Annotated in this window: 20 protein-coding genes; 4 read left to right on the plus strand and 16 right to left on the minus strand. The window is 40.4% G+C overall.

Annotated features, from left to right (window positions below; translation table 11 throughout):
* Positions 1 to 243 precede the first annotated feature (243 nt).
* From QM408_RS07810 to QM408_RS07845, 8 genes are all read right to left on the minus strand, one after another.
* Positions 244 to 906: a CpsD/CapB family tyrosine-protein kinase gene (locus QM408_RS07810; RefSeq protein ID WP_414374164.1), complete on the minus strand. Its 663-nt coding sequence runs from the start codon at positions 904 to 906 to the stop codon at positions 244 to 246.
* The gene (locus tag QM408_RS07815; RefSeq protein ID WP_414374165.1) at positions 899 to 1,603 is read right to left on the minus strand and encodes a YveK family protein; all 705 of its coding nucleotides are present in this window, start codon (positions 1,601 to 1,603) and stop codon (positions 899 to 901) included. Before QM408_RS07815 ends, QM408_RS07810 begins: the two co-directional genes overlap by 8 nt.
* A 38-nt stretch (positions 1,604 to 1,641) precedes the next feature.
* On the minus strand, positions 1,642 to 2,220 hold the full coding sequence (locus tag QM408_RS07820; protein WP_414374167.1) for a sugar transferase: 579 nt from the start codon (positions 2,218 to 2,220) through the stop codon (positions 1,642 to 1,644).
* A 168-nt stretch (positions 2,221 to 2,388) separates the two neighbouring features.
* Positions 2,389 to 3,138 carry a capsular polysaccharide biosynthesis protein Cps4B gene (gene cps4B, locus QM408_RS07825; RefSeq protein ID WP_414374169.1) on the minus strand — a complete coding sequence of 250 codons (750 nt, stop codon included), beginning with the start codon at positions 3,136 to 3,138 and terminating at the stop codon, positions 2,389 to 2,391.
* A gap of 296 nt (positions 3,139 to 3,434) precedes the next feature.
* On the minus strand, positions 3,435 to 4,613 hold the full coding sequence (locus tag QM408_RS07830; RefSeq protein ID WP_414374171.1) for a hypothetical protein: 1,179 nt from the start codon (positions 4,611 to 4,613) through the stop codon (positions 3,435 to 3,437).
* 17 nt (positions 4,614 to 4,630) lie between these two features.
* The gene (gene addA / locus QM408_RS07835) at positions 4,631 to 8,281 is read right to left on the minus strand and encodes a helicase-exonuclease AddAB subunit AddA (protein WP_414374173.1); all 3,651 of its coding nucleotides are present in this window, start codon (positions 8,279 to 8,281) and stop codon (positions 4,631 to 4,633) included.
* Positions 8,278 to 11,553 carry an ATP-dependent nuclease subunit B gene (rexB, locus tag QM408_RS07840; RefSeq protein ID WP_414374175.1) on the minus strand — a complete coding sequence of 1,092 codons (3,276 nt, stop codon included), beginning with the start codon at positions 11,551 to 11,553 and terminating at the stop codon, positions 8,278 to 8,280. Before rexB ends, addA begins: the two co-directional genes overlap by 4 nt.
* Before the next feature lie 129 nt (positions 11,554 to 11,682).
* Complete coding sequence (locus tag QM408_RS07845; RefSeq protein WP_414374177.1) at positions 11,683 to 12,354, minus strand: CPBP family intramembrane glutamic endopeptidase; 672 nt, start codon at positions 12,352 to 12,354, stop codon at positions 11,683 to 11,685.
* A 218-nt stretch (positions 12,355 to 12,572) separates the two neighbouring features.
* Between QM408_RS07845 and QM408_RS07850 the strand changes: the two genes are divergently transcribed.
* From QM408_RS07850 to QM408_RS07860, 3 genes are all read left to right on the plus strand, one after another.
* A complete protein-coding gene (locus QM408_RS07850; protein WP_414374179.1) occupies positions 12,573 to 13,382 on the plus strand; it encodes a Cof-type HAD-IIB family hydrolase in 810 nt (269 codons plus the stop codon).
* Positions 13,383 to 13,523: 141 nt separating this feature from the next.
* Positions 13,524 to 14,432, plus strand: a complete 909-nt coding sequence (locus QM408_RS07855) for an ABC transporter ATP-binding protein (protein ID WP_261069476.1) — start codon at positions 13,524 to 13,526, stop codon at positions 14,430 to 14,432.
* A gap of 10 nt (positions 14,433 to 14,442) precedes the next feature.
* Positions 14,443 to 15,195, plus strand: coding sequence for an ABC transporter permease (locus QM408_RS07860; RefSeq protein ID WP_084953430.1), 753 nt, complete (start codon positions 14,443 to 14,445; stop codon positions 15,193 to 15,195).
* A 39-nt stretch (positions 15,196 to 15,234) separates the two neighbouring features.
* Here QM408_RS07860 and QM408_RS07865 read toward each other — a convergent pair whose 3' ends face one another.
* The 8 genes from QM408_RS07865 to QM408_RS07900 form a co-directional block, all read right to left on the minus strand.
* The gene (locus QM408_RS07865) at positions 15,235 to 16,113 is read right to left on the minus strand and encodes a sensor histidine kinase (RefSeq protein WP_020902867.1); all 879 of its coding nucleotides are present in this window, start codon (positions 16,111 to 16,113) and stop codon (positions 15,235 to 15,237) included.
* Positions 16,110 to 16,811, minus strand: coding sequence for a response regulator transcription factor (locus QM408_RS07870; protein ID WP_414374182.1), 702 nt, complete (start codon positions 16,809 to 16,811; stop codon positions 16,110 to 16,112). The genes QM408_RS07865 and QM408_RS07870 overlap by 4 nt, the downstream gene beginning before the upstream one ends.
* 191 nt (positions 16,812 to 17,002) lie before the next feature.
* Positions 17,003 to 17,878: an N-carbamoylputrescine amidase gene (gene aguB, locus QM408_RS07875; protein ID WP_414374184.1), complete on the minus strand. Its 876-nt coding sequence runs from the start codon at positions 17,876 to 17,878 to the stop codon at positions 17,003 to 17,005.
* A 9-nt stretch (positions 17,879 to 17,887) separates the two neighbouring features.
* Entirely contained in the window at positions 17,888 to 18,973 is a 1,086-nt protein-coding gene (aguA, locus tag QM408_RS07880; RefSeq protein WP_247930155.1) for an agmatine deiminase, read from the minus strand.
* The gene (nspC, locus tag QM408_RS07885) at positions 18,970 to 20,097 is read right to left on the minus strand and encodes a carboxynorspermidine decarboxylase (protein ID WP_414374186.1); all 1,128 of its coding nucleotides are present in this window, start codon (positions 20,095 to 20,097) and stop codon (positions 18,970 to 18,972) included. Before nspC ends, aguA begins: the two co-directional genes overlap by 4 nt.
* A complete protein-coding gene (locus QM408_RS07890; RefSeq protein WP_023947659.1) occupies positions 20,097 to 21,356 on the minus strand; it encodes a saccharopine dehydrogenase family protein in 1,260 nt (419 codons plus the stop codon). Before QM408_RS07890 ends, nspC begins: the two co-directional genes overlap by 1 nt.
* Entirely contained in the window at positions 21,353 to 22,213 is an 861-nt protein-coding gene (speE, locus tag QM408_RS07895) for a polyamine aminopropyltransferase (RefSeq protein ID WP_000366713.1), read from the minus strand. The genes QM408_RS07890 and speE overlap by 4 nt, the downstream gene beginning before the upstream one ends.
* On the minus strand, positions 22,214 to 23,674 hold the full coding sequence (locus QM408_RS07900; protein WP_049515253.1) for an aminotransferase class I/II-fold pyridoxal phosphate-dependent enzyme: 1,461 nt from the start codon (positions 23,672 to 23,674) through the stop codon (positions 22,214 to 22,216).
* Positions 23,675 to 24,386: 712 nt separating this feature from the next.
* Here QM408_RS07900 and QM408_RS07905 point away from each other — a divergent pair.
* On the plus strand, positions 24,387 to 25,082 hold the full coding sequence (locus QM408_RS07905) for a VIT1/CCC1 transporter family protein (protein WP_049515254.1): 696 nt from the start codon (positions 24,387 to 24,389) through the stop codon (positions 25,080 to 25,082).
* Positions 25,083 to 25,206 lie beyond the last annotated feature (124 nt).

A 25,206-nucleotide genomic window follows, 5' to 3' on the forward strand; every position in this document is an offset into this window, starting at 1 on the left:
GGTTTTCGGAACTTTGAAAACTTCAAAAAACGGATTTTTATCGCTCTCAATATCAAAAAAGAAAGGACGAAATGTGTCCTTTCTCGATCTTAGCTTTTCTTCAACCCACTACAGTTGACAAAGAGCCTCTTAACTCTTGTTCTTTATCCTCATATTTTAATGAGAAAAAGGCCAGGAAAGAGATATAGACGAACATTAAAAGATAGATTGTCATTTTTCCTCCCCTGCCTTTCAAATAGTTAGTTAATAATAGTAATAATAGGTGTCTTTATGTGAATCTATTTTATTCATTACAACTCCGAGTAATCTAGCTCCTACGTGATCTAATCGTCGTTTTGCTTCTACCACTTGACGCCGTTTTGAGCTCTTGATGTCTACTACCAGAAGGGTGGCATCAGCAATACTGGCTAAAACTTGGGCATCAGTTGCTGCTAGCAAGGGAGGTGTATCAATAATGACATAGTCATAAAAATCTTCAAATGCTTTGAGTGTTTCTTCCATAGAAGAACTGGCTAACATCTCAGATGGATTAGGCGGAACAGGCCCTGAGGTCAGTACATCTAAATTCACATCATTTATCGTTAAATGATTAATGGAATCAACACCAGATCTTTTTAATAAGAAGGTGCTGAGACCCTCGGTATTACTTACCTCTGTTAATTTATGTTGAGTTGGTTTACGCATATCCGCGTCTATGATAATCACTCTTTTCCCCTGTTGGGCCAAAGAGGCAGCAAGATTGATACTGACTTCACTCTTGCCTTCATTGGGGTTGGCACTTGTAACGACAATGATTTTAATATTTTTTCCAAATTCTGAGAACTGAAGATTACTCCTTAAAGTTCTAAAGGACTCAGCTACGATGGATTTACTGTTATGGATAACTTCTATATGCAACTTAGTCACCTTTCCTCTTTTTCTCTATAGTAGGGATCATCCCAAGAACAGGTGTTCCCACTAACTCTTCCAAGTCTTCGTAAGAATCAATCGAATCACTCAATACATATTTGATGAAAATAACATTAAATCCTACAAAAGAAAATACTAGAATAGATACAAGAAGATTCTTCCATAGAACGGGATAAACTGGAGAATCACTTCCCAGTGCTTCTGTAACAACTGACAAGTTGTCGCGCCCTAATCTATCTGCTGTAAATTTTTTATACTGAATGACATACTCTTTAATATAACGTTCTGCTAAGTTTCGATCTAGCGCTCGTACTGTTACTGTTACCAACTGAGATCCTGAGTCATTCGTTAATTTAACAGACTTGATTTTTGAAATTTCATCTGGTGATAAGCTTAATGCTTTATTGGTCTCATCTTTTACAGGGGGAAGATCTGCTATTTCTAAATAAGTTTTAGCTTGTCTTTGAAAGAGGTTTATCGCTTCAATCGTTTGTGTATCATTATTCTGGCCATTTGTTTGAGTTGATGCATTTTTCATTATGAGCTTAGAGGAGACGCTGTATATAGGAGAAATGATAAACACGGTATATAGACCAACTGCTGTCGTCCCTATTATAGTAAATAGAAGTAAAAATAGTAGTTTACTTTTTATCAAAGAAAAAACTCTATTAACATTTTTATTAAAAATATTCATCTTTTATTTTTGTCCTTTGCTTATCTTCCCTATCTGAATTATCTAAATCCATGTCCATTAAAAATAACTTTGGCTGTTTTTAGTAAAATGAGGAAATCTAATTTAATACTTTCATGTTTGATATAGTATATATCATATCCTAATTTTTCTTTAGGAGTCAAATCATAACCACCATTCACTTGAGCCCATCCTGTAATTCCTGGACGAACAGCTAATCGCTTATTAAAATCAGGGATATATTTTAAAAATTCGTTAACAAACTCCGGTCTTTCTGGTCGAGGCCCGATAATTGACATTTCCCCTTTAATAATATTGATAATTTGTGGAAATTCATCAATTCTGGTTCTTCGTATAAACCGTCCAACTTTGGTAATTCGTTTATCATTTTTACTTGCCCATTGATGACCATTTTTCTCTGCATCCAAATACATGGAACGGAGTTTATACATCATAAATTTTCGTCCATTCAATCCAACTCGTTCTTGTATGTAAATGGGATTGCCACTTGATTCTATAACAATAAAAATACAAGCAATGAGACAAATGGGGATTATTAAAATTAATAAAAATATAGAAATAAGAAGTTCTACCATTCTCTTGGATCTTCTATAAATCATCATCTTCCTCCTGAACAATACACATATATTAGTGTGTATCTATTTGCATATATATATATTAACCAAGGTTAAAATAGAGGATTATTATAAATATATATATTCGTTATGTATAAATTGGATTTTAATATACCATAAAATGAGAGAAATCTCAAACTAAAACTGGAGAAATCAAATAATAATTGTTTTTTTAGTATTTTTGTTCGATATTATCAACTTAGGATTTACTAAAAATAATTCTTCTGCTCTTTCCCTTCCATACTGATGACTAATCGTGTCAAATGCTTGCTCCATATATGGCGGTCTTGAGCTTAAATTATGCATATCGCTAGCCACACAGTGAACTAGATTATGGGCAAGAAAATATTGAGCTCTTTTTTTGAATACGCGATACTTATCACCAAATATTTTGGGCTTAAGAACACTAGAACTATTTATTTGAGTATAACATCCCATATCTATCAGCTCTTTAACTCTTTTTTCATTTTTTTCTAGTTCAGCATAGCGTTCAATATGGGCAATGACAGGTCTAATACCTAACAATAAAACTTTACTTACTGCATTACGGATTTCCCAATAGGGGGTGGTCGGGCTGAATTCGATTAAAGCATATTGTGTATCATTCAGAGTAGGAATTTGTTTACGTTCCAGCTTTTCAAGAATATCTTGGGTGTAGAAGATTTCTGCTCCATATAAAAGAGTTAAGTCAGGCAGTTCTTTCTTAGCAAGTGATTGAACCTCTTTAAAGTTGGTCATAATTGTATCTTCTGGAGTTTCAAACATATGTTTTCTACGATGTGAAGTGGATACAATCGTACAAACTCCCTGCGAGAAAGCTTCTTTCAGAAGAGCTAGGCTTTCTTCAATTGTGCTTGGTCCATCATCTACACCAAAAATAATGTGAGAGTGGATATCAATCATGTAATATTTCCTTATATAATATAGTTTTAGTTACTGTAATAAATAACTTTACATTGATATATGTATTTCGAACAACTTATAAATATTGGTTTATACAGTTTTTTCCTAATGTAATTATACTACGAAACCTTAAATTAAGCTAGTCATAATTTAAACTCTCATAAGATTTTAAAAGTTATCTAGCATAATAAAAAATATATGCATAAGTAAATTCTTTTTTCTATTAAATCTGTAGAGAATGATACTGACTATTTAAAAAACAACACCTACCATGGCATTCCCACGGTAGGTGTTACTTATATCAATAATCGTTCTAAAAATGGTTTGAGGCAGTTGAGGAGAATTCCTTCTATCCAGCTTTCTTGTGCTGAGGAGAGAATGTCTGCCTGGAGGCTTTCTTTTAGAAAATATCGAACTTGTTCTGGTGCGATTTCAAACTCAAAGGCTTTCATTTTATAGAAAAAGTCGAGCAGATGATCTGACAGATATTCAGTTGAAAAGGGAACTTCTCCACTTTTTCGATATTCTAATAAGAGGCGAGCAAATCGAGCTTTTTCTTCAGGAAGCTCACGGAAATAGGAATTGAGGAGCCAGGTCTGCTTCTGTTTTCTTTCAATTGGATCCTGACTGGCTATTCGTTGGTCTTTTTCCAACTCTTTTTGGTATTGTTTGGCCTTGATAGCCCGTTCTGTTCGATTTTTACCAAAAAGAATTTTCTCCCACTTGCGTTCTTCTTGGGTTAGGGTTTCTGTAAAGCCAAAGTAATCCTGATAAGCACGCTCCGCTGGGCCCATGGCTAGGACTAGATTGTCTGCATATTGTTTGGCAATTTTATCCCTCTTCTTGCGCTCTTTCTCTGCCTGGATGCGGAGTTCTTGCTCGTAGTCAATTTTCTCCTTGCCTAGCTTGACAAGGTAGAGTTGGTCATCCGGTTTGCCAAGTAAAAAGGGTTTGATACACTTTTCAAGGACTTCTTCCATCCGAGCCTTCTTCTTAGGCTCTGCCTTGGTCCAACTTCCTCCCTGAAAGACTTCTAGGAAAAGCTGGTAGTCTCTCTCAGGTGCAAATTGATTGCCGCGATTAGGTTTGAAAACACCTTTTTCCCAGAGCCATTTTAGAAGTCGCTCATCAAAGTCACTTTTATTGACCTTGATTTTTTCCTTTTTCTGGGCTTTTCTGGTCAGATTTTCAACCTTTCTGAGTAATTTTTCTTCCTCTTCTAGTTGCTGGTCAAGGCTTAATCGATGAAAATGACGAACACAATCGCTACCGATTGGAAAGAGGCGTTGACCTGTGACACCGTTAAAGAGTTCATAAGCGTATTTGATAGCATTTCCACAGACGCAATTGCTACGGCCGATACCGTTAAAAATCAAGGAAACTTCATTCCATTCCTTGGTAGCTTGTTCCCAAGTATCCGCTTTTGAAGCCTGTAAAACCGCATCGTGCAGGGATTTTCTAACTGGAAGTGTCATGAGGTCTCCTTTCTAGATTATACTTTTACAACTTGAACCTCATCTTTACCGAGTAAAATCAAGTATTTTTCAATATTTTCAATCGAATAGGCTCGAGATAAAGCCTCTCCGTATAGGGCTAACTGACCACAATAGCGAGCTATGAGTTGACTTGGTTCATCATAGTGGTCTGTCTTATAGTCGAAAAGAACGATTTTATCCTCATAAAGCAGATAGCCATCAAGGATACCACGGACAACGAAGTCTTCCTGACTCTTTTGATCTCGTTTGAGCATGGAGAAAGGTTGCTCGCGATAGAGATGGTCGGTATTCGCTAGAATTTCCTGACCGAGTGCTGTGTCAAAGAAAGCAAGGATTTTCGCAAGATTAATCTTGTCTCTGACAGCTGGGCTGGTTTGAACTTGTTTGAGAGTTTCTGTCAGGCTAGCAAGAGTTGGGCGCTGGCTGAGATCAATTCTCTGCATGAGTTCGTGGGTAGCACTACCAATCTCCACTCCTGTTACCTTTTCTTTGCTTGAAAAATCTGGCAAATCAAAGCTGATTTTCTTGTCTACTGACTGGCCTTGACCTGCAATCTCAACACCTTCCATATCCATGACAGGTTCGTAGAATTTCTTGATTTGACTTGGGGTTTGAACACTTGGCAATTCAATAGCTGCGCGATGAAGAGTATTATAGACTTCCACCTCTTTCAGCATTTCCAGAGCTTCTTTGATGGTTTCAGACTGGCGGTTGTCTGCTTGAGAGCTATCTTGTAGAGGGCTCTTGTTTTCCAACTCTCCGATAGCTTCTCTAGTCAACTGGTCTTCGCCAACAAAACGATAGCTAAAGTTGAGATTGTCCTTGGCAAACACTTTGCTAATAGCCCAAAGCCAATCTTGGAAATTCTTGGCTTGCAGTCTAGTATTGCTATTTAGTTTCCCATTTTTGGTTGCTGGGTATTCCTTGGATTCCAGCTTTTCACGCGAACCCTTGCCGACAAGATAAAGCTTTTTCTCAGCCCGTGTCATGGCAACATACAGAAGGCGCATCTGCTCAGAATAGCTTGCCAGCTGTAATTCCTCTTCATTCTGTATATAAGTTAGGCTAGGAATGGAGAGTTTGATGGTTTTAGGATAATGAGCTTCCACTGCTCCTGTCTCCATTTTGGCAATATATTTGACACCTAGTCCATTTTTACGGCTGAGAATGACTTCTGACATGCTGTCTTGCTTATTGAAGTCCTGATCCATATTGAGGATAAAAACGTAAGGGAACTCCAGTCCTTTACTCTTGTGAATGGTCATGAGCTCTACTGCATCTTTTGGCGGTGCGACAGCTACGCTTGCCAAATCGTGCTGGGCTTCTAAAACTTGGTCAATCATACGAATAAAACGCGACAAGCCCTTGAAATTGCTCTTTTCAAATTGATCAGCACGCAGAGCTAGGGCATAGAGATTGGCCTGTCTAGCAGGCCCATTTGGCAAGGCTCCAACATAGTCATAATAAAAACGGTCGTTGTAAATCTTCCAAATCAAGTCATAGAGGGAGTGGGTTTTGGCATACAGGCGCCAAGAAGCTAGGACATCCATGAATTGGTTTAGTTTCTCAGCTAGAGCTGTGTGAATCAATCCTTTTTGGCTGCTTGTCAGTTTTTGAGCATTGATCAGTTTCTCATATAGATTTTCTTGGACTTTATCCTCTGCTTTCTGAAGGGACAAACGTGCTAACTCATCCTCATCAAAACCAAACATTGGAGACTTCATAAGGGCAACCAAGGCATAGTCTTGCAGGGGATTGTGAATGACACGAAGGGCGTCTAACATGACTTGCACTTCTAGGGATTGGAGATAATTGTTTTGCTCTCCGTCGGCTTTAACGGGAATCCCGTACTCGGACAGGGCGAGAAGAATCTGGTCATTACGACTGCGGCTGGAGGTCAGAAGGGCAATTTCTTTAAAGGCAACACCTTTTTCTTGATGAAGTTTAAGTATTTCCTTGATGACTAGCCGCATCTCGCCAGTTAAGTTCGTTTCTTCTTGATTCTCTTCTTCCTCACCTGTATCGTCCTTATCGTAGAGGAGAAATTCTGCCTTGTTTTCTGGATTAGGAGTTAGTTTGGTATTGGCAAAAACAAGTTGGTGCATGTTATCATAGTTGATTTCGCCGACCTCTTGGTCCATGAGACGTTCAAAAACATCATTGGTTACTGACAGAACTTCTGAACTGCTACGGAAATTTTCCTTGAGGAGAATCAGCTTTCCTTCTTGGGAATCTTGCGCATAGCGTTGGAACTTTTCATTAAAAATCTGCGAATCTGCCTGACGGAAACGATAGATAGACTGCTTGATATCTCCCACCATAAAGCGGTTGTGGCCATTAGAAAGTAATTCCAACATCCGTTCTTGAATATGGTTGGTATCCTGATACTCATCGACCATGACTTCATGGAAGCGCTCCTGATAAGCCTCACGAACTTGCGGGAAATTCTCTAAAATCTCAATGGTGTAATGGCTAATATCAGCGAATTCAAAGGCATTTTCCTGACGTTTACGCTGACGATACGCTTCCACAAAATCACTCATGAAGGCTTGGAAGGTTTTAGCTAGTTCCCATGTATCTCCATGATAACGTTCTTGATAGTCGAGAATCGTTATCTGGTCTGATAATTGTCCTAGTTTAGCAAACTGGGTCTTTCTCTCTTCGTTGTAGGCATCGGCCAGTGGCTTCAAATCAGCCTTACGACTGGCATTAGTCAGGGCCCGGCCGTTTTTCTCTTTCGAAATTGCGACAACACGCGCAAGCACCGTTTGATAAGCCTGACTATCGGACTCTTGATTTAAGGAAGCAATTTCATCCAGAATCAACTGAACATTTTCTAAATAAGTAGCCTTTGGAAACTCCTTGGCATCATTATCCAGATGATAACGGAAAAAGCTTTCCAAATCCCAAAGGGCTTGCTGGATTTGCTCAGTCAGTTTTTCTTTTTCATTCGTAAAATCAGCTTTCTCAAAGCCTTTTAAGAAAGATTCACTCAGCCACTTTTGAGGATTGCTGGTGGATTGGAGGAAGTCATAAATTTTGTAAACTTGCTGGCGCAGCCCCCGTTCATCCTTTCCACGCCCTGCAAAATTTTTCAGCAAATGGCTAAACTTCTTTTTCTGTTTACCTTGGTAATGGGCTTCAAATACCTCATGAAAGACTTCATTTTTTAGAAGGAGTTGCTCGCTCTGGTTTTGTAAAATACGGAAATTAGGCGCAATATCAAGTAGATAACCGTGTTTGCTGAGGAATTTTTGTGTGAAGGAGTCCATGGTTCCAATGGCTGCGTTGGGTAAATCTGCCAACTGGCGACCCAAGTGTTGTTTGAGGTCAACGTCATCGCTTTCTTGGATTTGTTGGCTGATTTTTTTCTCCAAACGTTCTTTAAGTTCAGTCGCAGCCTTAACCGTGAAGGTTGAAATAAAGAGTTGACTGATTTCCACACCACGCGCTAACTGGTCCAGAATACGCTCGGCCATGACAAAGGTTTTACCAGAACCAGCCGACGCTGAGACAAGGATATTTTGACCAGAAGTGTAGATGGCTTCGATTTGCTCGGCAGTTTTCTTTTGTTCCTTGCTCGAATTTGCTTCTACTTCTTGCAGTTTTTGAATCTCCTCCTCAGTTAAAAAGGGAATAGGCTTCATCGATTCAACTCCTCTCTTATTTTTTCAAACCAAGCTTGCTTGAGTTTTTCTCCGACCAGACGCTTGCCGTCAGCTAAGTTCAACTTTTCTAGGAAACGTGCTTGGCCCAAGTGGTAATTGGCTTCAAATCCAGTGATGGCTTGGTGTTGCTGGACATATGGTGCAATACTTCTGCCATTTTCAGTATAAGGGTTAATGGCGAACTGACCTTCTAAAATTTTCTCAGCTGCTTTCTTGTAAAGATGGGCATTGTAGTCCAGTAGGAGCTGAAATTCCTCATCCGTCAGCTGATTGGCCTTGTTTTTATTGTAAAATTCGCCCAAATGACTGCTTTCTTTTTCTAAAAAGAGGCCTTGGTATTTCATTGACTTGCTAGCTTCTACTATTGCACCTGCCAGACTTTTAACGGCCATCAAAGATTGGACAGGCTCAGCCATTTCCAAGTACATGGCACCAAAAAAGTTCTGCTCCCCTTCTCTTTTTAAGGCAGCTAGATAGGTTGGTAACTGGGAATTGAGCCCATTAAAGAAATGAGGAAACTGGAACTGGGTCAGACTGGATTTGTAGTCTACTACTCCTATCGATCCATCAGCTTTCAAACGGTCAATCCGGTCCACCTTACCTCGTACAAAGACACTGCGACCATTGTCCAATTGAATAAAGGCCTGCTCTTTTCCACCGAAATTCGCCTCTTCTTTGATGGTTTCAATAGCTGGATTATGGCGGAGAATATGTCCAGTCGTCCGTGCAACATCAAGCAAAACTTCCTTTGTAAACTGGGCTTCCAAACTTTCCTGATAAATAGCCTCAAATTCGCGTTCTTGACTGGTTTCTTGAATAGCTTGTTCTAGACGGTTGTCAAAGGAATCTTCATCAGGCAACTGCAAGGCACGTTCAAAAATGCGGTGCAAGAAATTTCCGTGACTACGGGCATCAGGACGTAGACGTAATTCCTCTTGCAAGCCTAAAACGTAGCGGAGGAAATAACTGTATTGGTTCCGGTAAAACTCCGTCAAACCAGAGGTAGACAGGTAAAATTCCTGTTCAGCAGGATAGAGAGCCTGTAAGGTGTCCTTTGCTAAGGGTTTACTGCTTGGGCTGGTTGGGAGGGCTGGATTTTCCAGACCTTGCTGGTCTAGTTTTTTACCCATGACACGCGCCAGAACCTTGATAAAGGTCAAATCTTGCTCAGTATCACTCGTCTCGCCCTGCTGGTGATAGGCAACCAGACTGGACAAAAGACTGTGATATGACCCCATGTCTTCCTTAGATAGCCCTTTGTGATTCATCCTTCTCTCTCTCCGCCTAAATCCAAAATGGACCAACTCTTGAAGATAGGCAGATTCTTTACTTTCACTTTCATTAAAAAGGCTTGGAGCCGATAAAACTAACTCTTTACGAGCAGAATTGACCAAGGAAAGCATGGTATAGCGATTTTTCTTGAGGTTTTCACTGCTGGCAATCAGCAATTGTGCCCCTTCCTCTGTCGCTTGATTTAAGCTTTGTCTTTCTTCGCCTGTCAAAAGACTGGTGTTTTGCGCAATTTTTGGTAAATTATCCTGAGTTAGCCCAATGGCGTATACAAAGTCAGCAGTCAGTGGTGCAATCAAATCGTAACTCTGCACCAGGACAGTGTCCACTGTTGCTGGAATAGTACGGTATTGAGATAGACTCATTCCAGAATGGAGCAAGGCTAGGAAGTCCTCTAGACTAACCTGTGAACCAGCAAAAACGGTCGCGAATTGTTCTAAAACATGACAGAAAGCCTTCCAAACTTCAGCCTGTCTTTCCTGTTCAAGAGTTTCCATAGTAGCTGTCAAATCTTGTAACTGCTTGGTCACAGCTCCTTCTTTTAGAAAAGAGTTCCACTTTTGCAAGAGATTTTCAGCCTTTTGTTTTCGGCTGGCAAACAGGGTTTCAAGAGGAGCCAAAACTCTCAAACGAAGGGCATTCAAACGCCCTAAATCAAATTTTCCATGGTGAGATTTGGTAAAGGTTTGCTGAAAGGCTGGCAAGCCATTGATACCAAGATAGCGGATATATTGCTCAAAAGCATCAATATCAGCCTGACTAAGGTCGGTATACAAACCTGTTCTGAGGAGGTTAATCAAATCCTCCTGACGGAAACGATAGCGTTTTAAAGCTAAAATAGATTCGACAAACTGTGTCAAAGGGTGGTGGGCCATAGCTTCGCTTCTACCAAGATAAAAAGGAATCTGATACTGGTCAAAAATAGTTTTGAGAGATAACTGATAAGAAGCCACATCCCCCAAGAGAATACGAAAATGCTTGTAGCTCAGGTCTGAGTTCTCATGTAATTTCTGACGAATGCTACGGGCTACTAGCTCCAACTCCTCCTTTTGTGTCAAACAAGACCAGATTTGTAAGTTTTCACGATCCTTCTCATCGACATCCAAAGTGAGCTCTGTAAAGTCATAAGAAGACTCTAGCAAACGAGAGGCCTTGTCAAAACTATCCATCTGCTCATGAGTTTGAGAATAATCCTGAGCAGGTGTTTGGTATTTAGAGGCTAGATGATGGAGAAACTCCACACTGGCTTGGTAGAGATTGCCTTCAGCGAATGGACTGGTATAAGCTTTCTTACTAGCATAAGACCCAATGACAATCTCAACACCCTTGCCGTAAAGTAAATCCACAATCCGCTCTTCCTCAGCAGAAAAACGAGTAAATCCATCAATAACCAAGGCGATTTGAGTAAAATCACTACTAACTTTGTCATTCTCAATAGCCTCAATCAAATGGGACAATTGACTTCCCTGAGCCAACTGACCTTGATTGAGATAAGCCGTTACCTTCTCAAAAATCAAGAGTAAATCGGCCCTCTTGTCCTCATCCGTCAAACTCTCCAAGTCCAAAAAACTCATTTGAGCAGTCGTCATCTCGTGGTAAAGATCAATCAACTGCTGGATAAATTGAGGGTCCTGCTTGATAGCCCCATAAACACGTAAATCCTTAGGATCAAGTTCGGCAAGGCATTTGTAAAAGGCCATCCCAAGACCGATGTCATCTAGACTGGTCTTGGCAGGCAAGTCATTCAAGATCAGGTAACGAGCCATTTGCGCAAAGCGCGTGACGGTAATCGCAAAAGAAGCCTGCTGGGACAAGCATTCCAGCACGGCGCGTTCCTTTTCAAAAGAAAGAGAGTTGGGAGCGATGTAGAAGACCCGCTTGCCAGCAGCAACTAGCTCTTCCGCCTCTCTGGTTAGAATTTCAGTCAAAGAAGTCCGAATATCAGTATAAAGTAATTTCATCTCTGCCTCATTGGAATTTTTCATTACCTTTTATTATACCATGATTAGCCAGCCAAGTCTGAAAATAATCAGTTCTTGTTCATCCGTTGAAAAGAAAATGCCGGAAAATTCCGACATTGTTTTAGTAAGCTAACTTCCTGAAAATAGGAGTAACCACACATTCCAGAAGGCAGTGATATTGATGAGAATATGAACTAGTATTGGATAGTAGAGACTTTTTGTCATGTGATACAATAGAGCCAAAATAAGACCTCCACTAGCATAAATGAAAAAAGCAAGAGGAGTTAAAGCAAAATTGATATGAATATAACCGAAAATAATAGCAGAAAGCAAGACATCTCCGTACCAAGGCGAGTTTTTGAAAAAGGTTGTCATAAGCACACCGCGATAAATCAACTCCTCAGCAATAGGGCCGATGAAGCAAACGATGAGCAAGAAATAAGGGTACTCCTGTCTCCCCATCATTTCTACCGTTTCATTCAAAGAAATTTGATTTGAAGACGAGGGTATGAAATAAGTCAAGAGGAAGTCCGACATATACAAAATGATGTAGCCCAGTAAAAGGTAGATAAAGTACCTCAACTGCCACTTGAAATGAAAAGTTTGCTTTCCTGCAAAAACTAGTAGATAGATGACTGCTGACAAAAGAACACCACTCTCCATCAAAAGCAGAATCTGAAAAAATTCACGACTTGCTGGTAGATAAGGCTTTGCGAGGTGATTGAAAATTCCCCAAAACCAAGTTGATTTGTAAAAAATTAAGGATAATGCTAGTAAAATTTGAATAATCCGTTTTTTCATATTAAATTATCTGTTTTCCTTGACTAGATTATTGAATATAATTGTTTACTTAACTGTATAACAAGTTTAGTATAGCATATATTAGCGAAATATCCTCTTCAAGTCATGAATTGTTATCAAAACATCCTAAACTGTAAAATCAATTAGTCCAAAGTCTTTTATAAATTTCTTCTCCAAAATATGCTATAATAATACCAAAAGATAAAGAAGGAAGTCTTATGATTAAACTACTAGCCTTGGATATGGACGGAACTCTCCTCAATGAAGCCAAGGAAATCCCACAAGCTCACATTACTGCTATTCATCAAGCTATTGAAAAAGGTGTCAAACTGGTTCTCTGTACAGGTCGCCCGCTTTTCGGTGTCCTCCCCTACTATCAAAAACTGGGGCTTGACCTCCAGAATGAGTATGTAATTGTTAACAACGGTTGCTCAACTCACCAGACAAGTGATTGGAGTCTGGTTGATTGGCAAGAACTCAGTCCAGCAGACATCGAGTACCTCTATGACCTAGCTGAAAAAAGTGATGTTCAGTTGACTCTTTTTGATGAGGAGCATTATTTTGTCCTCGGTGGTAAGCCTAATGAAATCATTCAAAATGATGCCGAGCTAGTCTTCTCAGACCTGACTGAAATTTCCCTTGAGGAAGCTACCAGTGGTAAGTACCGTATGTTCCAAGGGATGTTTTTGGGGACAGAGAGCCAAACAGACGATTTTGAAGAGCGTTTTGCTACAGAACTCTGCCAACGATTTAGCGGTGTTCGTTCGCAGCCTGTCATTTATGAAGCTATGCCACTTGGTACGACAAAGGCTACCGCTCTTTCTCGACTAGCAGAGATTTTGAATATCGAGCCATCAGAAATAATGGCTATGGGCGATGCTAATAATGATATCGAAATGCTCCAGTTTGCAGGACTTGGCATTGCAATGGGAAATGCCAGCGATTATGTCAAATCTCTTGCGGATGCCGTTACAGCCAGCAACGAAGAAGGCGGCGTTGCGCGTGCCATTGAGAAATATATTTTATAGTAAAGAAGCCCAGTTCATACCAACTGGGTTTTGATATTTAAGAATTCCTAAAACTTTAGAAACTCTTTAGAAATGCTTGAGCTTTCTTTGATTTCTATACTTTATACTAAAGTTAACAAAATAAATCAAAAGGAGAGAATCATGAAAACAGTACTTGACATTCATGGATTGTCCAAAAACTTCGACAAACAAGCTATCCTTCAGGATCTTCATCTAACGATAAGAGAGGGAGATATTTATGGACTTATCGGGAAAAACGGAGCTGGGAAAACCACCTTGATAAAAATCATTACGCAGCTACTGTTTGCGGATAAAGGAACTGTTTCCCTCTTCTCTAGCCATTCGGAAAATGAATGGAGCAAGGCTCTATCTCGAGTAGGTTCAGTGATCGAATCACCTGTAGCTCATAATCACTTAACAGCCTATCAAAACCTGAAATATTACTGTATGATTCGTCATATTCCAAATGCTGATCAAGTCATTCGAGAAACGCTGGACTATGTAGGTTTGCCAGATACAGGTAAGAAAGTCTTTCGTGATTTCTCGCTAGGAATGAAACAAAGACTTGGTATTGCCATTGCCCTCCTATCCAAACCAGACTTCCTGATCCTAGATGAACCTATCAACGGTCTCGACCCAATAGGTATCAAAGAATTTCGCCTCATGATTCAACGGCTCAATCAAGAAAAAGGGATCACCATTCTCATCTCTAGCCATATCTTGTCAGAACTCTATCTCGTAGCAAATCGCTTTGGTATTTTAGATCAAGGCAAGATTATCCGTGAAATCAGCAAAGCTGAATTTGAAACACTAAGTGAGGATTATATTGTCCTTAAGACAGCTGACCAAGAGAAAGCTTGTCAAGTATTAAAAGAACAAATCCAGCTCCAGTTCAAGGTTGTTAATCCAGAAAATGAAATTCACATCTTTGGTCAGGAACAAGATGTCAAACAGATTCTTAAGGAATTAACCTTGGCAGATGTCGCCATTGACGAGATTTACTATGCCCGTCAAAACCTAGAAGAATACTTCACTCAATTGGTCCAATAGGAGGAAAATCATGATACATACCATTCAAGCAGATTTTTACCGTCTTTTCCGCTCCAAAGGATTCTGGATTACAGAATTCATTCTCTTTGTACTCATGTTAATGGGGGCTATTTTTGGAGCTACTGGCCATCTAATGGCAATCCAGACAGAAGAGCCAGACATTCCAACCCATGGTTGGGACGGTGTACAAGCCCTGATCAACGCATCTAGTCAAGGTTCAAACCTCGTTTTTCTCTGCATCATCCTAGCCTGCCTCGTTCTTGGAGTTGATTTAATCGGCAAACTCTATAAAAATAATTTAACAGTGGGTGTCTCTCGTACCGAGTTTTTTCTAGCGAAAGCCTTTGTATTGGCTTGTATTGCACTTTTACAAGTCATCATCAGCCTTGTGATTGCCTTTATTCCAGCAACAATCTTAAATGGATTTGGAACTATGCCTGATGGCTTTATTGGCAATCTACTGGTAACCATTTTCCTTCAATTCCTTTGCCTCCTTGCTTGGCTTTCCATTGTTTCCTTCATCCTCTATGTTAGTCATTCTTATCTTGCAGTATTTATTGGATATCTGATTAGCTCTATCATCCTTTCTATGCCAATGCTCATCTTCCCAAGTATCAAAATTTTGCCATATTTATCATTGCAGTTTTTCTATGCTATGACTGCTAATAGTGAATCCATTTTCTATACACTTATAGTTACCTTAGCTGTTATTGTAATTTTTAATCTAAGTGGACTGGCAGTTTTCAAAAAGAAAAGTTTATAAAAAATGACCTCCTCTAGCCTACAGAGGAGGTTTATTTCGTTAAAAGTGAATAAAAACCGATAACCACTGCCCATCTGTGCTTAGTTTCATCTCTGCACCGAGAAGATGACATAATTCTTCAGTAATATAAAGGCCTAAACCAGAGGATTCTTCGGTGTCTGATAGATTTTCAGAATAAAAACGGTTGCTGAGATTTTCTATTTTTTTGATGGGCTGTTTAACAAGGTTTGCAATCTCTAAGACAAGCTGTTCCTTTTCTTTTCGCAAAGACAGACGCGCTTCTTCCTTGCCATGTTTGAGGACATTCCCAAGCAGATTTTGTAAAATTCGATCCAGTAAGTCTTCATCAGTCATCATTTTTAAACCAGCTTCAACCTTAAAATCAAGCGTGATATTTGCCGCCTGAAAAACATCATAATAAGTCAGAGTTTTTTTGGTGATAAAAGCTGAAAGGTCCACTTCTTCCAGTTTCGGTTTGACAGCTCCTTCCATCAAACGACGGTATTCTAGGAGAGCCTCCAAACGTTTGGAAACTAAATCAAGATGCTGGGCGATTTTTTGTAAGGTTTCTGCTTTGTTTTCAGGAGACTTTATCAATTGTTGGGTGTAACCTGAAGCGATAGTCAAAGGTGTTCGAATATCATGGGCGATATTGCTGATGGCCATATCCAGAGTCTGTTTTTCCCTTTTCATCACCAATCGAGATTGTTCTACTTCCTGAAATAGATTTTCAATTTGCTGGTAGAGATGTAAAAAATGTTTGGAAAAAATGCTGACTCCGACTCTTTTCATACTACCTGTGAGAATCTTGTCTTCAATCTGTTGACTCAAGTTTTTAAGTGCTAGATGGTAGCGAATCAATGCAATCGATAAAATAATTAGGAGTACTAGTAGGACAAAAATTATCATGTAGGTCATTGCTTGTCTCCTTTTAATCTTACCCCAACTCCCCAGATGGTTTCAATATATTCTTGATTTGGGTCAAGCTGGTTTAATTTTTTTCGAAGATTACTCAAATGCGTATTGAGAGTATTATCTCCAGGTAGGTAGCTATCCTCCCAGACCAATTCATAAAGTTCTTCCTTGGTGAAAATTTTCTTAGGATGTTTGAGGAGAGTTTGGAGAATCAAGCATTCTTTCTTAGCAAGACGAATCGTTTCCTGACTATTTTTGATTTCAAAACTTTCGGCATCAAACTGGATATTTTTCAAGTTTTGTGGCAGATTTTCAGTTTTTACAATTTCTGCAGGCTGTTTTTCTGCACTTTGACGTAACTGAACAGTAACTCTTGCAAAGACTTCGTCCAAATCAAAAGGTTTGACTATGTAATCATTGGCACCGTCTAAGAGGTATTGACTGATTAACTTCTTATCGCTCAAAGCTGTTAGCATAATGACTGGAGTTTGACTTTGTTCCCTGATGGCTTTTAAAACCTGATCCCCATTTTTCCCAGGAAGCATGATATCTAGCAAAATGAGGTCAATCCCACCTTGGTCAAAACGCATGATTCCTTCTGTACCAGAAAAGGCTTGAATCACCTCATGCTCCTCAGTAAGAAGTGTTCGCAAAATCTCTTGAATGTCACTATTGTCTTCAATAACCAATATCCTAGCCATAAATACCAACCTTTCTGCAACTATTATAGCATGTTTTATTGATAAAGCTTAAACAGAAAAGCTCCTCGCATCAAAGCGCGAGAAAGCCTTAGAGGGTTAAAATATAAAATCCACTTACTAGACAACATAGTATCCTTATAGTTGAAAATAAGAAGTTAATCTAGCAGAATGAATCTCTCATTTCTCTCCTACTAGTCCGTAATTCGTTGATACATTTCGGGTCTTCTATCTCGAAACAAGCCCCAGTTTAGGCGTTCACTTGCTCCCTTATCTAGGTCATAAGTAGCTAACAGAACAGCTTCACCTTGTCTTTCAGCTCGCTCAAGAATAGCTCCTGTTTCATCCGTCATAAAGGATGAACCGTAGAAGTCAAGACTGGAACTCTGTCCACCATTTTCCTCACTAGGAGTGACTTCCTCCAAACCATAACGATTGGCTGCAATAACTGGGACAATATTTGCTGCTGCGTGTCCTTGCATGGTACGTTGCCAATGACCACAACTGTCCGTATCTAGGATAGGCTCAGAGCCAATAGCAGTTGGATAAAAGAGCAATTCAGCACCATTTAACGCAAGACAGCGCGCTGTTTCAGGGAACCATTGATCCCAACAGATACCGATCCCAATCTTGGCATAGCGAGTATCCCAGACCTTGAAACCAGTGTTACCAGGTGTGAAATAAAACTTTTCTTGATAATAATGATCATCTGGTATGTGGGTTTTCCGATAAACGCCCAGCACTTCCCCATCTGCATCAATAACGGCAATAGAGTTATACAAGACATTGCCATCTTTTTCATAGAAACTGATTGGTAAAACGACCTTTAGCTCCTTGGCAATGGTTTTAAAATGCTGAATAGCTGTATTGTCTGTCACCGACTGGGCATGCTGGTAGTAGTCATACTGACGTTCCTGACAGAAATAGGGACGTTCAAACAACTCGGGCAAGAGAATAATTTGTGCGCCTTTTTCTGAAGCCTGACGTACTAAACGCTCTGCGGTTTGGATATTTGTTGCCACATCCTTGGCACATTGCATCTGAATGGCTGCAACTCTTACATTTCTCATCTTTTTCTCCTATTCTGGGATTTGTTGGGTGATACAGTGGATATTGCCACCACCTAAAAGAATATCTCTGGCTGGAATTCCGACAACTTTACGGTCTGGGAAACACTTACTGAGAATATCTAAGGCTACTTGGTCATTGACATCTTGAAACTGGGGAACAAGGACTGCCTTGTTAGCGATATAAAAGTTTACGTAGGAAGCTGCTAGTCGTTCACCTGCGTACCGCTCTTCTTCTCCTTCTTCATAGATGTAGCCTGACAAATCCTCTTCGGTTACAACCTGACGAATAGCTGGGATAGGAAGCTTATGAATGGTGAAGTGACGACCTTTTGCATCTGTTTCTTGCTCTAATAGTTCGAGATCTGCTTTTGACATGGCATACTGAGGATCGCTTTTGTCGTCTGTCCAAGCCAAGACAAGTTCTGCAGGACCAACAAAGGCTGCAACGTTGTCAACGTGTTCATTGGTTTCGTCCTGATAAATACCATAAGGAAGCCAAATAACTTTTTCAGCGCCAAGGCTCTCTAATAAGGTATTCTTAATTTCCTCTTTAGTCAGATGAGGATTGCGACCAGGACTAAGCAAGCAACTTTCAGTCACGAGAATGGTTCCTTGACCATCGCTATGAATGGCTCCGCCTTCCAGTACAAAAGGTTTGGCATCGTAAACAGGCATTTCCAAGGCCTCAGCAAAACGACTGGCTACTTGGTCATCATCTTCATAGTCTTGGTAGAGACCATCAACAGCACCACCCCAAGCATTGAAAGACCAGTCTACTGCCAACTTTTCCCTTTTATCATTAAGGAGAATAGTCGGACCTGTATCACGCGCCCAGGCATCATTGGTGGGAATGTCTAAATAAACAACCTTGTCTCCAAGATAAGATTGGGCTTCAGATAGATAATCTTGCTCTACCAAAAGATAGACTCTTTCCCCTTCTGCTATAGTCTTAATGATCTGGCTGAAAGCTCTTTTGGCAGCCTTTCCTTGAAAGGGCCATGAACCTGGTCGAGTTGGCCATATCATGAGGGTACCATGATGGGATTCATATTCTGCAGGCATACGATAGCCTGCTTTTTTCGGAGTTTCTATCATGATAATCTCCCTTTAAAGTCTTGGTAGCCGAAGGCTTTGACTAAGCTACAGTCACCCTGCTCGTCCATGAGATAGAGACTTGGCAACCCAATACCATTGAAGGTATTGTTTTTAACAAAGGAATAAATGGCCATATCTTCGAAATAAAGTCTGTCTCCAATCTCAACTGGATTTTCAAAACTATAATCGCCAATCACATCACCCGTCAGGCAGGTATTGGAAGATAGTCTATAGGTATAATCTTTTTCTTGCGCTTCGTAGCCATCTCTCAATGGTGGTCGGTAAGGCATTTCGAGCACATCAGGCATATGGCAGGTCGCGGAGGCATCTAAAACCAAGATTTCCATATCGTTCTCGACAATATCCAATACTTCAGTTGCTAGATAACCTGCATTGAGCGCAATGGCTTCACCAGGCTCGATATAGATTTCAAGATTGTAAGTTTCTCGGATACGCTTGATCTCAGAAATCAGCAAATCTACATCATAGTCCTCTCTTGTGATGTGGTGTCCGCCCCCCATATTGAGCCATTTGACCTGATGCAAATAGGCTCCAAATTGCTCTTCTACTGCATTCAAAGTTGTCTCTAAATCATCTGCTCCCTGCTCGCAAAGGGTGTGAAAATGAAGACCATCCACCAAATCCAGCAAATCACTCGGTATCTTGTCTGAAGTTACTCCAAAACGGGAGCCAGGTGCACAAGGGTCATAGAGCGCGTGGTCACCCTGAGTTGAACATTGGGGATTGATACGGAGACCTATACTGATACCAGCCTCCCGACAACGAGCCCCATACTTACGCAATTGTCTCTCTGAGTTAAAGACGATATGGTCTGTTAGCTCAAGCAATTCCTCCATGTCCTCATCCTTGAAAGCTGGTGCAAAAACATGGACTTCACCAGGGAACTCTTCTCTAGCTAGCTTGGCCTCATAGAGACCACTTGCAGTCGTACCTGATAGATACTGACTAATCAAGGGATAGGTTTTGTAGAGGGAATAAGCCTTCTGGGCAAGCAAAACCTTGCAACCTGCTTTTTCCTGAACTTCATGAAGAATTTTACAGTTAGATTCTAAACGGGCCAAGTCAATAACGTAGGCTGGTGTTGGTACTTGTTCTAACTTCATCAGTCCACCATTTGTGGATTTTCAACCACAACCCATGGCAAACCATACTCATTCAAAGCTTCCATAAATGGATCTGGATCCAATTCTTCAAGGTTATATACTCCAGCTTGTTTCCAAGTACCGTTCATAACCAATTTTGTCCCAATCATAGCTGGAACTCCTGTTGTGTAAGAAATAGCTTGTGAACCAACTTCTGCGTAACATTCCTGATGGTCGCAAACATTGTAGATATAGATAGTCTTTTCAACGCCATCTTTTACACCTGTAAAGATACATCCAATATTTGTCTTACCAACAGTACGTGGGCCAAGGCTGGCAGGATCTGGAAGCAAGGCTTTCAAGAATTGGATTGGAACAATTTCTTGTCCGTTGAAGTTAATGGCATCCGTACGAAGGAGTCCAACATTTTCAAGACATTTCATGTGCGTCAAGTAAGATTGACCAAAAGTCATAAAGAAACGAATGCGTTTGACACCTGGAATGTTCTTGGCCAATGATTCAATTTCTTCATGGTGAAGGAGATACATGTCTTTTTGTCCAACTTGAGGGAAATCATACTCACGCTTGATTGACATGGCTTCGACTTCGACCCATTTTCCATCTTCCCAGTAAGAACCTGGCGCAGAAACCTCGCGTAGATTGATTTCTGGGTTAAAGTTTGTTGCAAACGGATAACCGTGGTCACCACCATTACAGTCTAAAATGTCGATATAGTGGATTTCATCAAAATAGTGTTTGAGGGCATAGGCTGAAAAGACACTAGTCACACCTGGGTCAAAACCAGAACCAAGCAGAGCGGTCAAGCCTGCTTCCTTGAATTTCTCCTGATAAGCCCATTGCCATGAGTAGTCAAAGTAGGCTGTAAAACCAAGTTCCTTGCAACGTTTCTCATAAATAGCACGCCATTCAGGATCTTCCGTATCCTCGGCTTCGTAGTTAGCTGTATCGATATAGTGAACACCTGTTGCCAAACAAGCGTCCATAATGGTTAAATCTTGATATGGTAGTGCTACGTTCAAAACTGCTTCTGGCTTGTAGCTTTCAATCAGGGCAATTACTTCTTCAACCTTATCTGCATCAAGAGCAGCTGTCTCAATCTTTGTACTTGTTTTGCCTTCCAGTTTAGCCTTCAAGTCATCACATTTTGACTTAGTACGGCTAGCAATCATAATTTCTGTAAAGGTTTCGCTATCTTGGCAAATCTTTGAAATAGCAACTTGGGCAACGCCCCCACATCCAATAACTAGTAAACGACTCATTTTTTTCCTTCCTCTTCTTCTAAAATGTCTTCTACATACTTAGGCAACATGAAGGCCCCCACATGTAAGTTTGCAGTGTAGTATTCTGTGAAAAGCTGGCGTTTTTTCCAGCCTTCCTTGTCAAAATCTTTGACAGGGTGGTATTTTTTCGATGCAAACCCAAATAACCAATAGCCAGCTGGACTGGTTGGAATATGGGCCTGATAGACCCGGCTGATTGGAAAGGCTTGATTGACCTTGCGATGCATACTTCGGCAAGCTGACTCATCCTCATCAAAGAAGGGACTCCCATGCTGGTAAATCATGATACCGTCTTCTTTCAGAGCCCTATAACTATTGCCGTAGAATTCCTTGGTAAAGAGCCCTTCCGTATGGCCAAACGGATCTGTCGCATCGTTGATGATAATATCGTAATCATCTTCGCAGTTTCGCAAAAAGCGTAGCCCATTTTGGTAGTAAATGGTAACACGAGGATCATCTAGCCCTGCAGCAAAGTCTGGGAAATACTCACGACAGACTTCAACCAACATCTCATCTGGTTCCACAATATCGATTTGTTCCAGCTCAGGATAGAGTGTTAATACTTGGGCGACACCGCCATCACCACCCCCAATAACCAATACTTTCTTGGGATTTGGGTGGACAGCCATGGGAACGTGGACGGTCATTTCATTGTAGACAAAATCATCCGCATCTGAAAACAAGACATGCCCATTTAAAATCAGTATTTTCCCAAAAGCTGGTGTATCCAAGACTTCGATATCCTGCCATTCACTTTTACCAGCGTAGAGTTGCTTGGCTGTTCTCAGGGACAATTTCACATCTGGAGTATGAACTTCAGAAAACCATAAATCCATCTAGTTCTCCTTTCTCTTAATGACGTTGATGTGATTGACCTCAGGATCTTCCGTCCCTTGGAGGGAGCAACCACGTTCCTTGGCAAATTGGATATAGTCTACAATTTCACGTATAATGCGTTCACCAGGAGCCAAGATAGGGATTCCTGGAGGGTAACACATAACAAATTCTCCACAGACTTGTCCAACAGAATCATCCAAGGTTAAACTTTTTCTCTCTGAATAGAAGGCTTCTTGTGGAGACAGCACTAACTCGGGCTGAATATATTCTCCAGCTATCAAGTCCTTCCCATCTCGTGAATAGAGTCTCTTGATATCAGCCAAAGCACCGACTAAGCGCTCGATGTCTTGGATGCGGTCACCAATGGAAATGTAGGCTAATATATTGCCGATATCACCAAACTCGATCTGAATGTCATATTCATCCCGTAAGAGGTCATAAACCTCGATACCTGTTAAGCCAATCCCCTGAGTGTAAACTGACAGCTTGGTTACATCAAAATCACAGACCGACACACCATCTATTAACTCTTTTGAGTAAGCATAGTAACCGCCAATGGCATTGATTTCACGACGAGCGTACTCGGATAGCTCAATGACCTTCTCAAACGACTCTTTACCACGAAGAGCCAAGTTGCGACGCGAAATATCCAGACTAGCCATCAACAAGTAAGAGGCGGATGTTGACTGGGTCAGGTTGATGATCTGACGAACGTATTCAGGATTCATCTGCTCCCCGATTAAAAGAAGCGAACTTTGGGTCAAACTCCCACCAGACTTATGCATGGAGACTGCTGCCATATCAGCCCCTGCATCCATAGCAGAAATTGGAAGTTTATCAGTGAAATGCAAATGCGCTCCGTGAGCTTCATCTACTAAAACCATCATACCAGCTTCATGAGCCATTTTTGTCAATCCCCTTAGGTCTGAACAGATTCCGTAGTAAGTAGGATTGTTAATCAAAATGGCCTTGGCATCTGGATGGTCCTTTATGGCCTTGGCTACTCGATCATTTTCAAGACCTAAAGCGATACCAATTTTAGGATCTACACTCATCTCGATATAGATGGGAATGGCACCACATAGAACCAACGCATTAATAGCAGATTTATGGACATTACGTGGCAGAATAATCTTATCTCCAGCCTTGCAGGTTGACAGAATCATAGTCTGCACCGATGAAGTTGTTCCCCCAATCATGAGAAAGGCATGGGCTGCTCCAAAAGCATCAGCTGCCAGCTCCTCTGCATCCCGAATAATCGAAATGGGGTGACCAAGATTATCCAAGGGTTTCATCGAATTAACATCAATGCCTACACATTTTTCACCTAGCAGTTCGACAAGTTCTGGATTTCCCCGTCCACGCTTGTGACCTGGAACATCAAAGGGAACAATCCTTTTCTTGCGCAACTTCACCATGGCCTCATAAATTGGGGCTTGGTTTTGATCTAACTCTTTCAAGACATACTCCTTTACCGTATTTGTAGCGCCTCAAGAAGACGAAGGCGACTAAAGGTTGACTCATGAAAAAAGAGCAGGTTTTCACCTGCTCTGCAATCTTCTGACGTTTTTATGTTTGTTTCTGTTGAGTATGTCTGTTCCCGATGTTTCCTAACTCTCTAGTAGCAAATATTACGTACTTTATTGATCGTTTCACAAGATGACGTGTGCTTTCACCACACTAAAAATTTATGAATTAGGATAAGTGTCCTAACATCAACTTATAAAAGTAGGCTTTTAACCCTATCAATAATGTGGTTTTTCAACCACGCTTCGGCATTCAACCCTGCCTGTCCGTAGGCGTTTTTTACTCGGGTTTATATTTGCTAGAAAACATCATCTCATTTTCTAAGCTTTATTACTATATCATGTTTTTAAGAACTTGTAAAGCGGTTTACGAAGAAAATATAAAAATAGTTCGTAAAATATTTGGATTTTATTTGATTTAATACTAACTTTTCTCTTGTAAACGATTATAAAGTGAACAAAATGATTTTCATATTTCATTTAAAAATTTTTTATGCAATTCTATACTCATTACCCTCGGTGTTTGATCTATTAGAGAAGATGTCGACATTTTTATATCATTAAAATCGTGCAACTTTTTTCAGATACTTTTAAAAGATTGATTTCCCTATATTTTTCCTTTATACTGGATAAAAAGGAGAATAGTATGTCAGAAACAAATCACGAAATCGATTCAAATTTTGCAGGTCGTTTAAATATCCTGCGTGCGGGTGTTCTTGGTGCCAATGATGGAATTATTTCCATTGCTGGTGTGGTTATCGGGGTTGCTAGTGCTACGAGTAATATCTGGATTATCTTTTTATCAGGATTTGCAGCTATCTTAGCTGGTGCCTTTTCGATGGCTGGTGGAGAATATGTATCTGTTTCAACTCAAAAAGATACCGAGGAAGCAGCCGTTGCGCGTGAGCAAGTCTTGCTAGACCAAGATATGGAACTAGCCAAAAAGTCTCTCTATGCAGCCTATATCCAAAATGGAGAATGTGAAACCTCTGCTCAACTCTTGACCAACAAAGCCTTTTTAAATAATCCGCTCAAGGCTTTGGTAGAGGAAAAATATGGGATAGAGTATGAAGAGTTTACCAATCCATGGCATGCTGCTATCTCTAGCTTTATTTCTTTTTTCCTTGGTAGCTTACCACCCATGCTTTCAATTACCATTTTCCCAAGTGAATACCGTATCCCTGCTACCGTCCTTATCGTCGGTGTGGCCCTTCTTCTCACTGGTTACACTAGTGCCAGACTTGGAAAAGCACCAACCAAAACAGCTATGATTCGGAACCTTGTTATCGGTCTTTTAACCATGGGAGTTACCTTTCTGCTAGGACAACTTTTCAGCATTTAATACTCTTCGAAAATCTCTTCAAACCACGTCAGCTTCACCTTGCCGTATATATGGTTACTGACTTCGTCAGTTTTATCTGCAACCTCAAAACAGTGTTTTGAGCTGACTTCGTCAGTTCTATCTG

This window comes from Streptococcus mitis, assembly GCF_047464965.1.
GTDB classification, from domain to species: domain Bacteria; phylum Bacillota; class Bacilli; order Lactobacillales; family Streptococcaceae; genus Streptococcus; species Streptococcus mitis_DU.

Bases quoted from the DNA above. Each gene is read 5' to 3' on its own strand.
- QM408_RS07815 (WP_414374165.1), bottom strand. From the start codon at position 1,603: ATGAATATTTTTAATAAAAATGTTAATAGAGTTTTTTCTTTGATAAAA.
- QM408_RS07820 (WP_414374167.1), bottom strand. From the start codon at position 2,220: ATGATTTATAGAAGATCCAAGAGAATGGTAGAACTTCTTATTTCTATA.
- cps4B (WP_414374169.1), bottom strand. From the start codon at position 3,138: ATGATTGATATCCACTCTCACATTATTTTTGGTGTAGATGATGGACCA.
- QM408_RS07830 (WP_414374171.1), bottom strand. From the start codon at position 4,613: ATGACACTTCCAGTTAGAAAATCCCTGCACGATGCGGTTTTACAGGCT.
- addA (WP_414374173.1), bottom strand. From the start codon at position 8,281: ATGAAGCCTATTCCCTTTTTAACTGAGGAGGAGATTCAAAAACTGCAA.
- rexB (WP_414374175.1), bottom strand. From the start codon at position 11,553: ATGAAATTACTTTATACTGATATTCGGACTTCTTTGACTGAAATTCTA.
- QM408_RS07845 (WP_414374177.1), bottom strand. From the start codon at position 12,354: ATGAAAAAACGGATTATTCAAATTTTACTAGCATTATCCTTAATTTTT.
- QM408_RS07850 (WP_414374179.1), top strand. From the start codon at position 12,573: ATGATTAAACTACTAGCCTTGGATATGGACGGAACTCTCCTCAATGAA.
- QM408_RS07855 (WP_261069476.1), top strand. From the start codon at position 13,524: ATGAAAACAGTACTTGACATTCATGGATTGTCCAAAAACTTCGACAAA.
- QM408_RS07860 (WP_084953430.1), top strand. From the start codon at position 14,443: ATGATACATACCATTCAAGCAGATTTTTACCGTCTTTTCCGCTCCAAA.
- QM408_RS07865 (WP_020902867.1), bottom strand. From the start codon at position 16,113: ATGACCTACATGATAATTTTTGTCCTACTAGTACTCCTAATTATTTTA.
- QM408_RS07870 (WP_414374182.1), bottom strand. From the start codon at position 16,811: ATGGCTAGGATATTGGTTATTGAAGACAATAGTGACATTCAAGAGATT.
- aguB (WP_414374184.1), bottom strand. From the start codon at position 17,878: ATGAGAAATGTAAGAGTTGCAGCCATTCAGATGCAATGTGCCAAGGAT.
- aguA (WP_247930155.1), bottom strand. From the start codon at position 18,973: ATGATAGAAACTCCGAAAAAAGCAGGCTATCGTATGCCTGCAGAATAT.
- nspC (WP_414374186.1), bottom strand. From the start codon at position 20,097: ATGAAGTTAGAACAAGTACCAACACCAGCCTACGTTATTGACTTGGCC.
- QM408_RS07890 (WP_023947659.1), bottom strand. From the start codon at position 21,356: ATGAGTCGTTTACTAGTTATTGGATGTGGGGGCGTTGCCCAAGTTGCT.
- speE (WP_000366713.1), bottom strand. From the start codon at position 22,213: ATGGATTTATGGTTTTCTGAAGTTCATACTCCAGATGTGAAATTGTCC.
- QM408_RS07905 (WP_049515254.1), top strand. From the start codon at position 24,387: ATGTCAGAAACAAATCACGAAATCGATTCAAATTTTGCAGGTCGTTTA.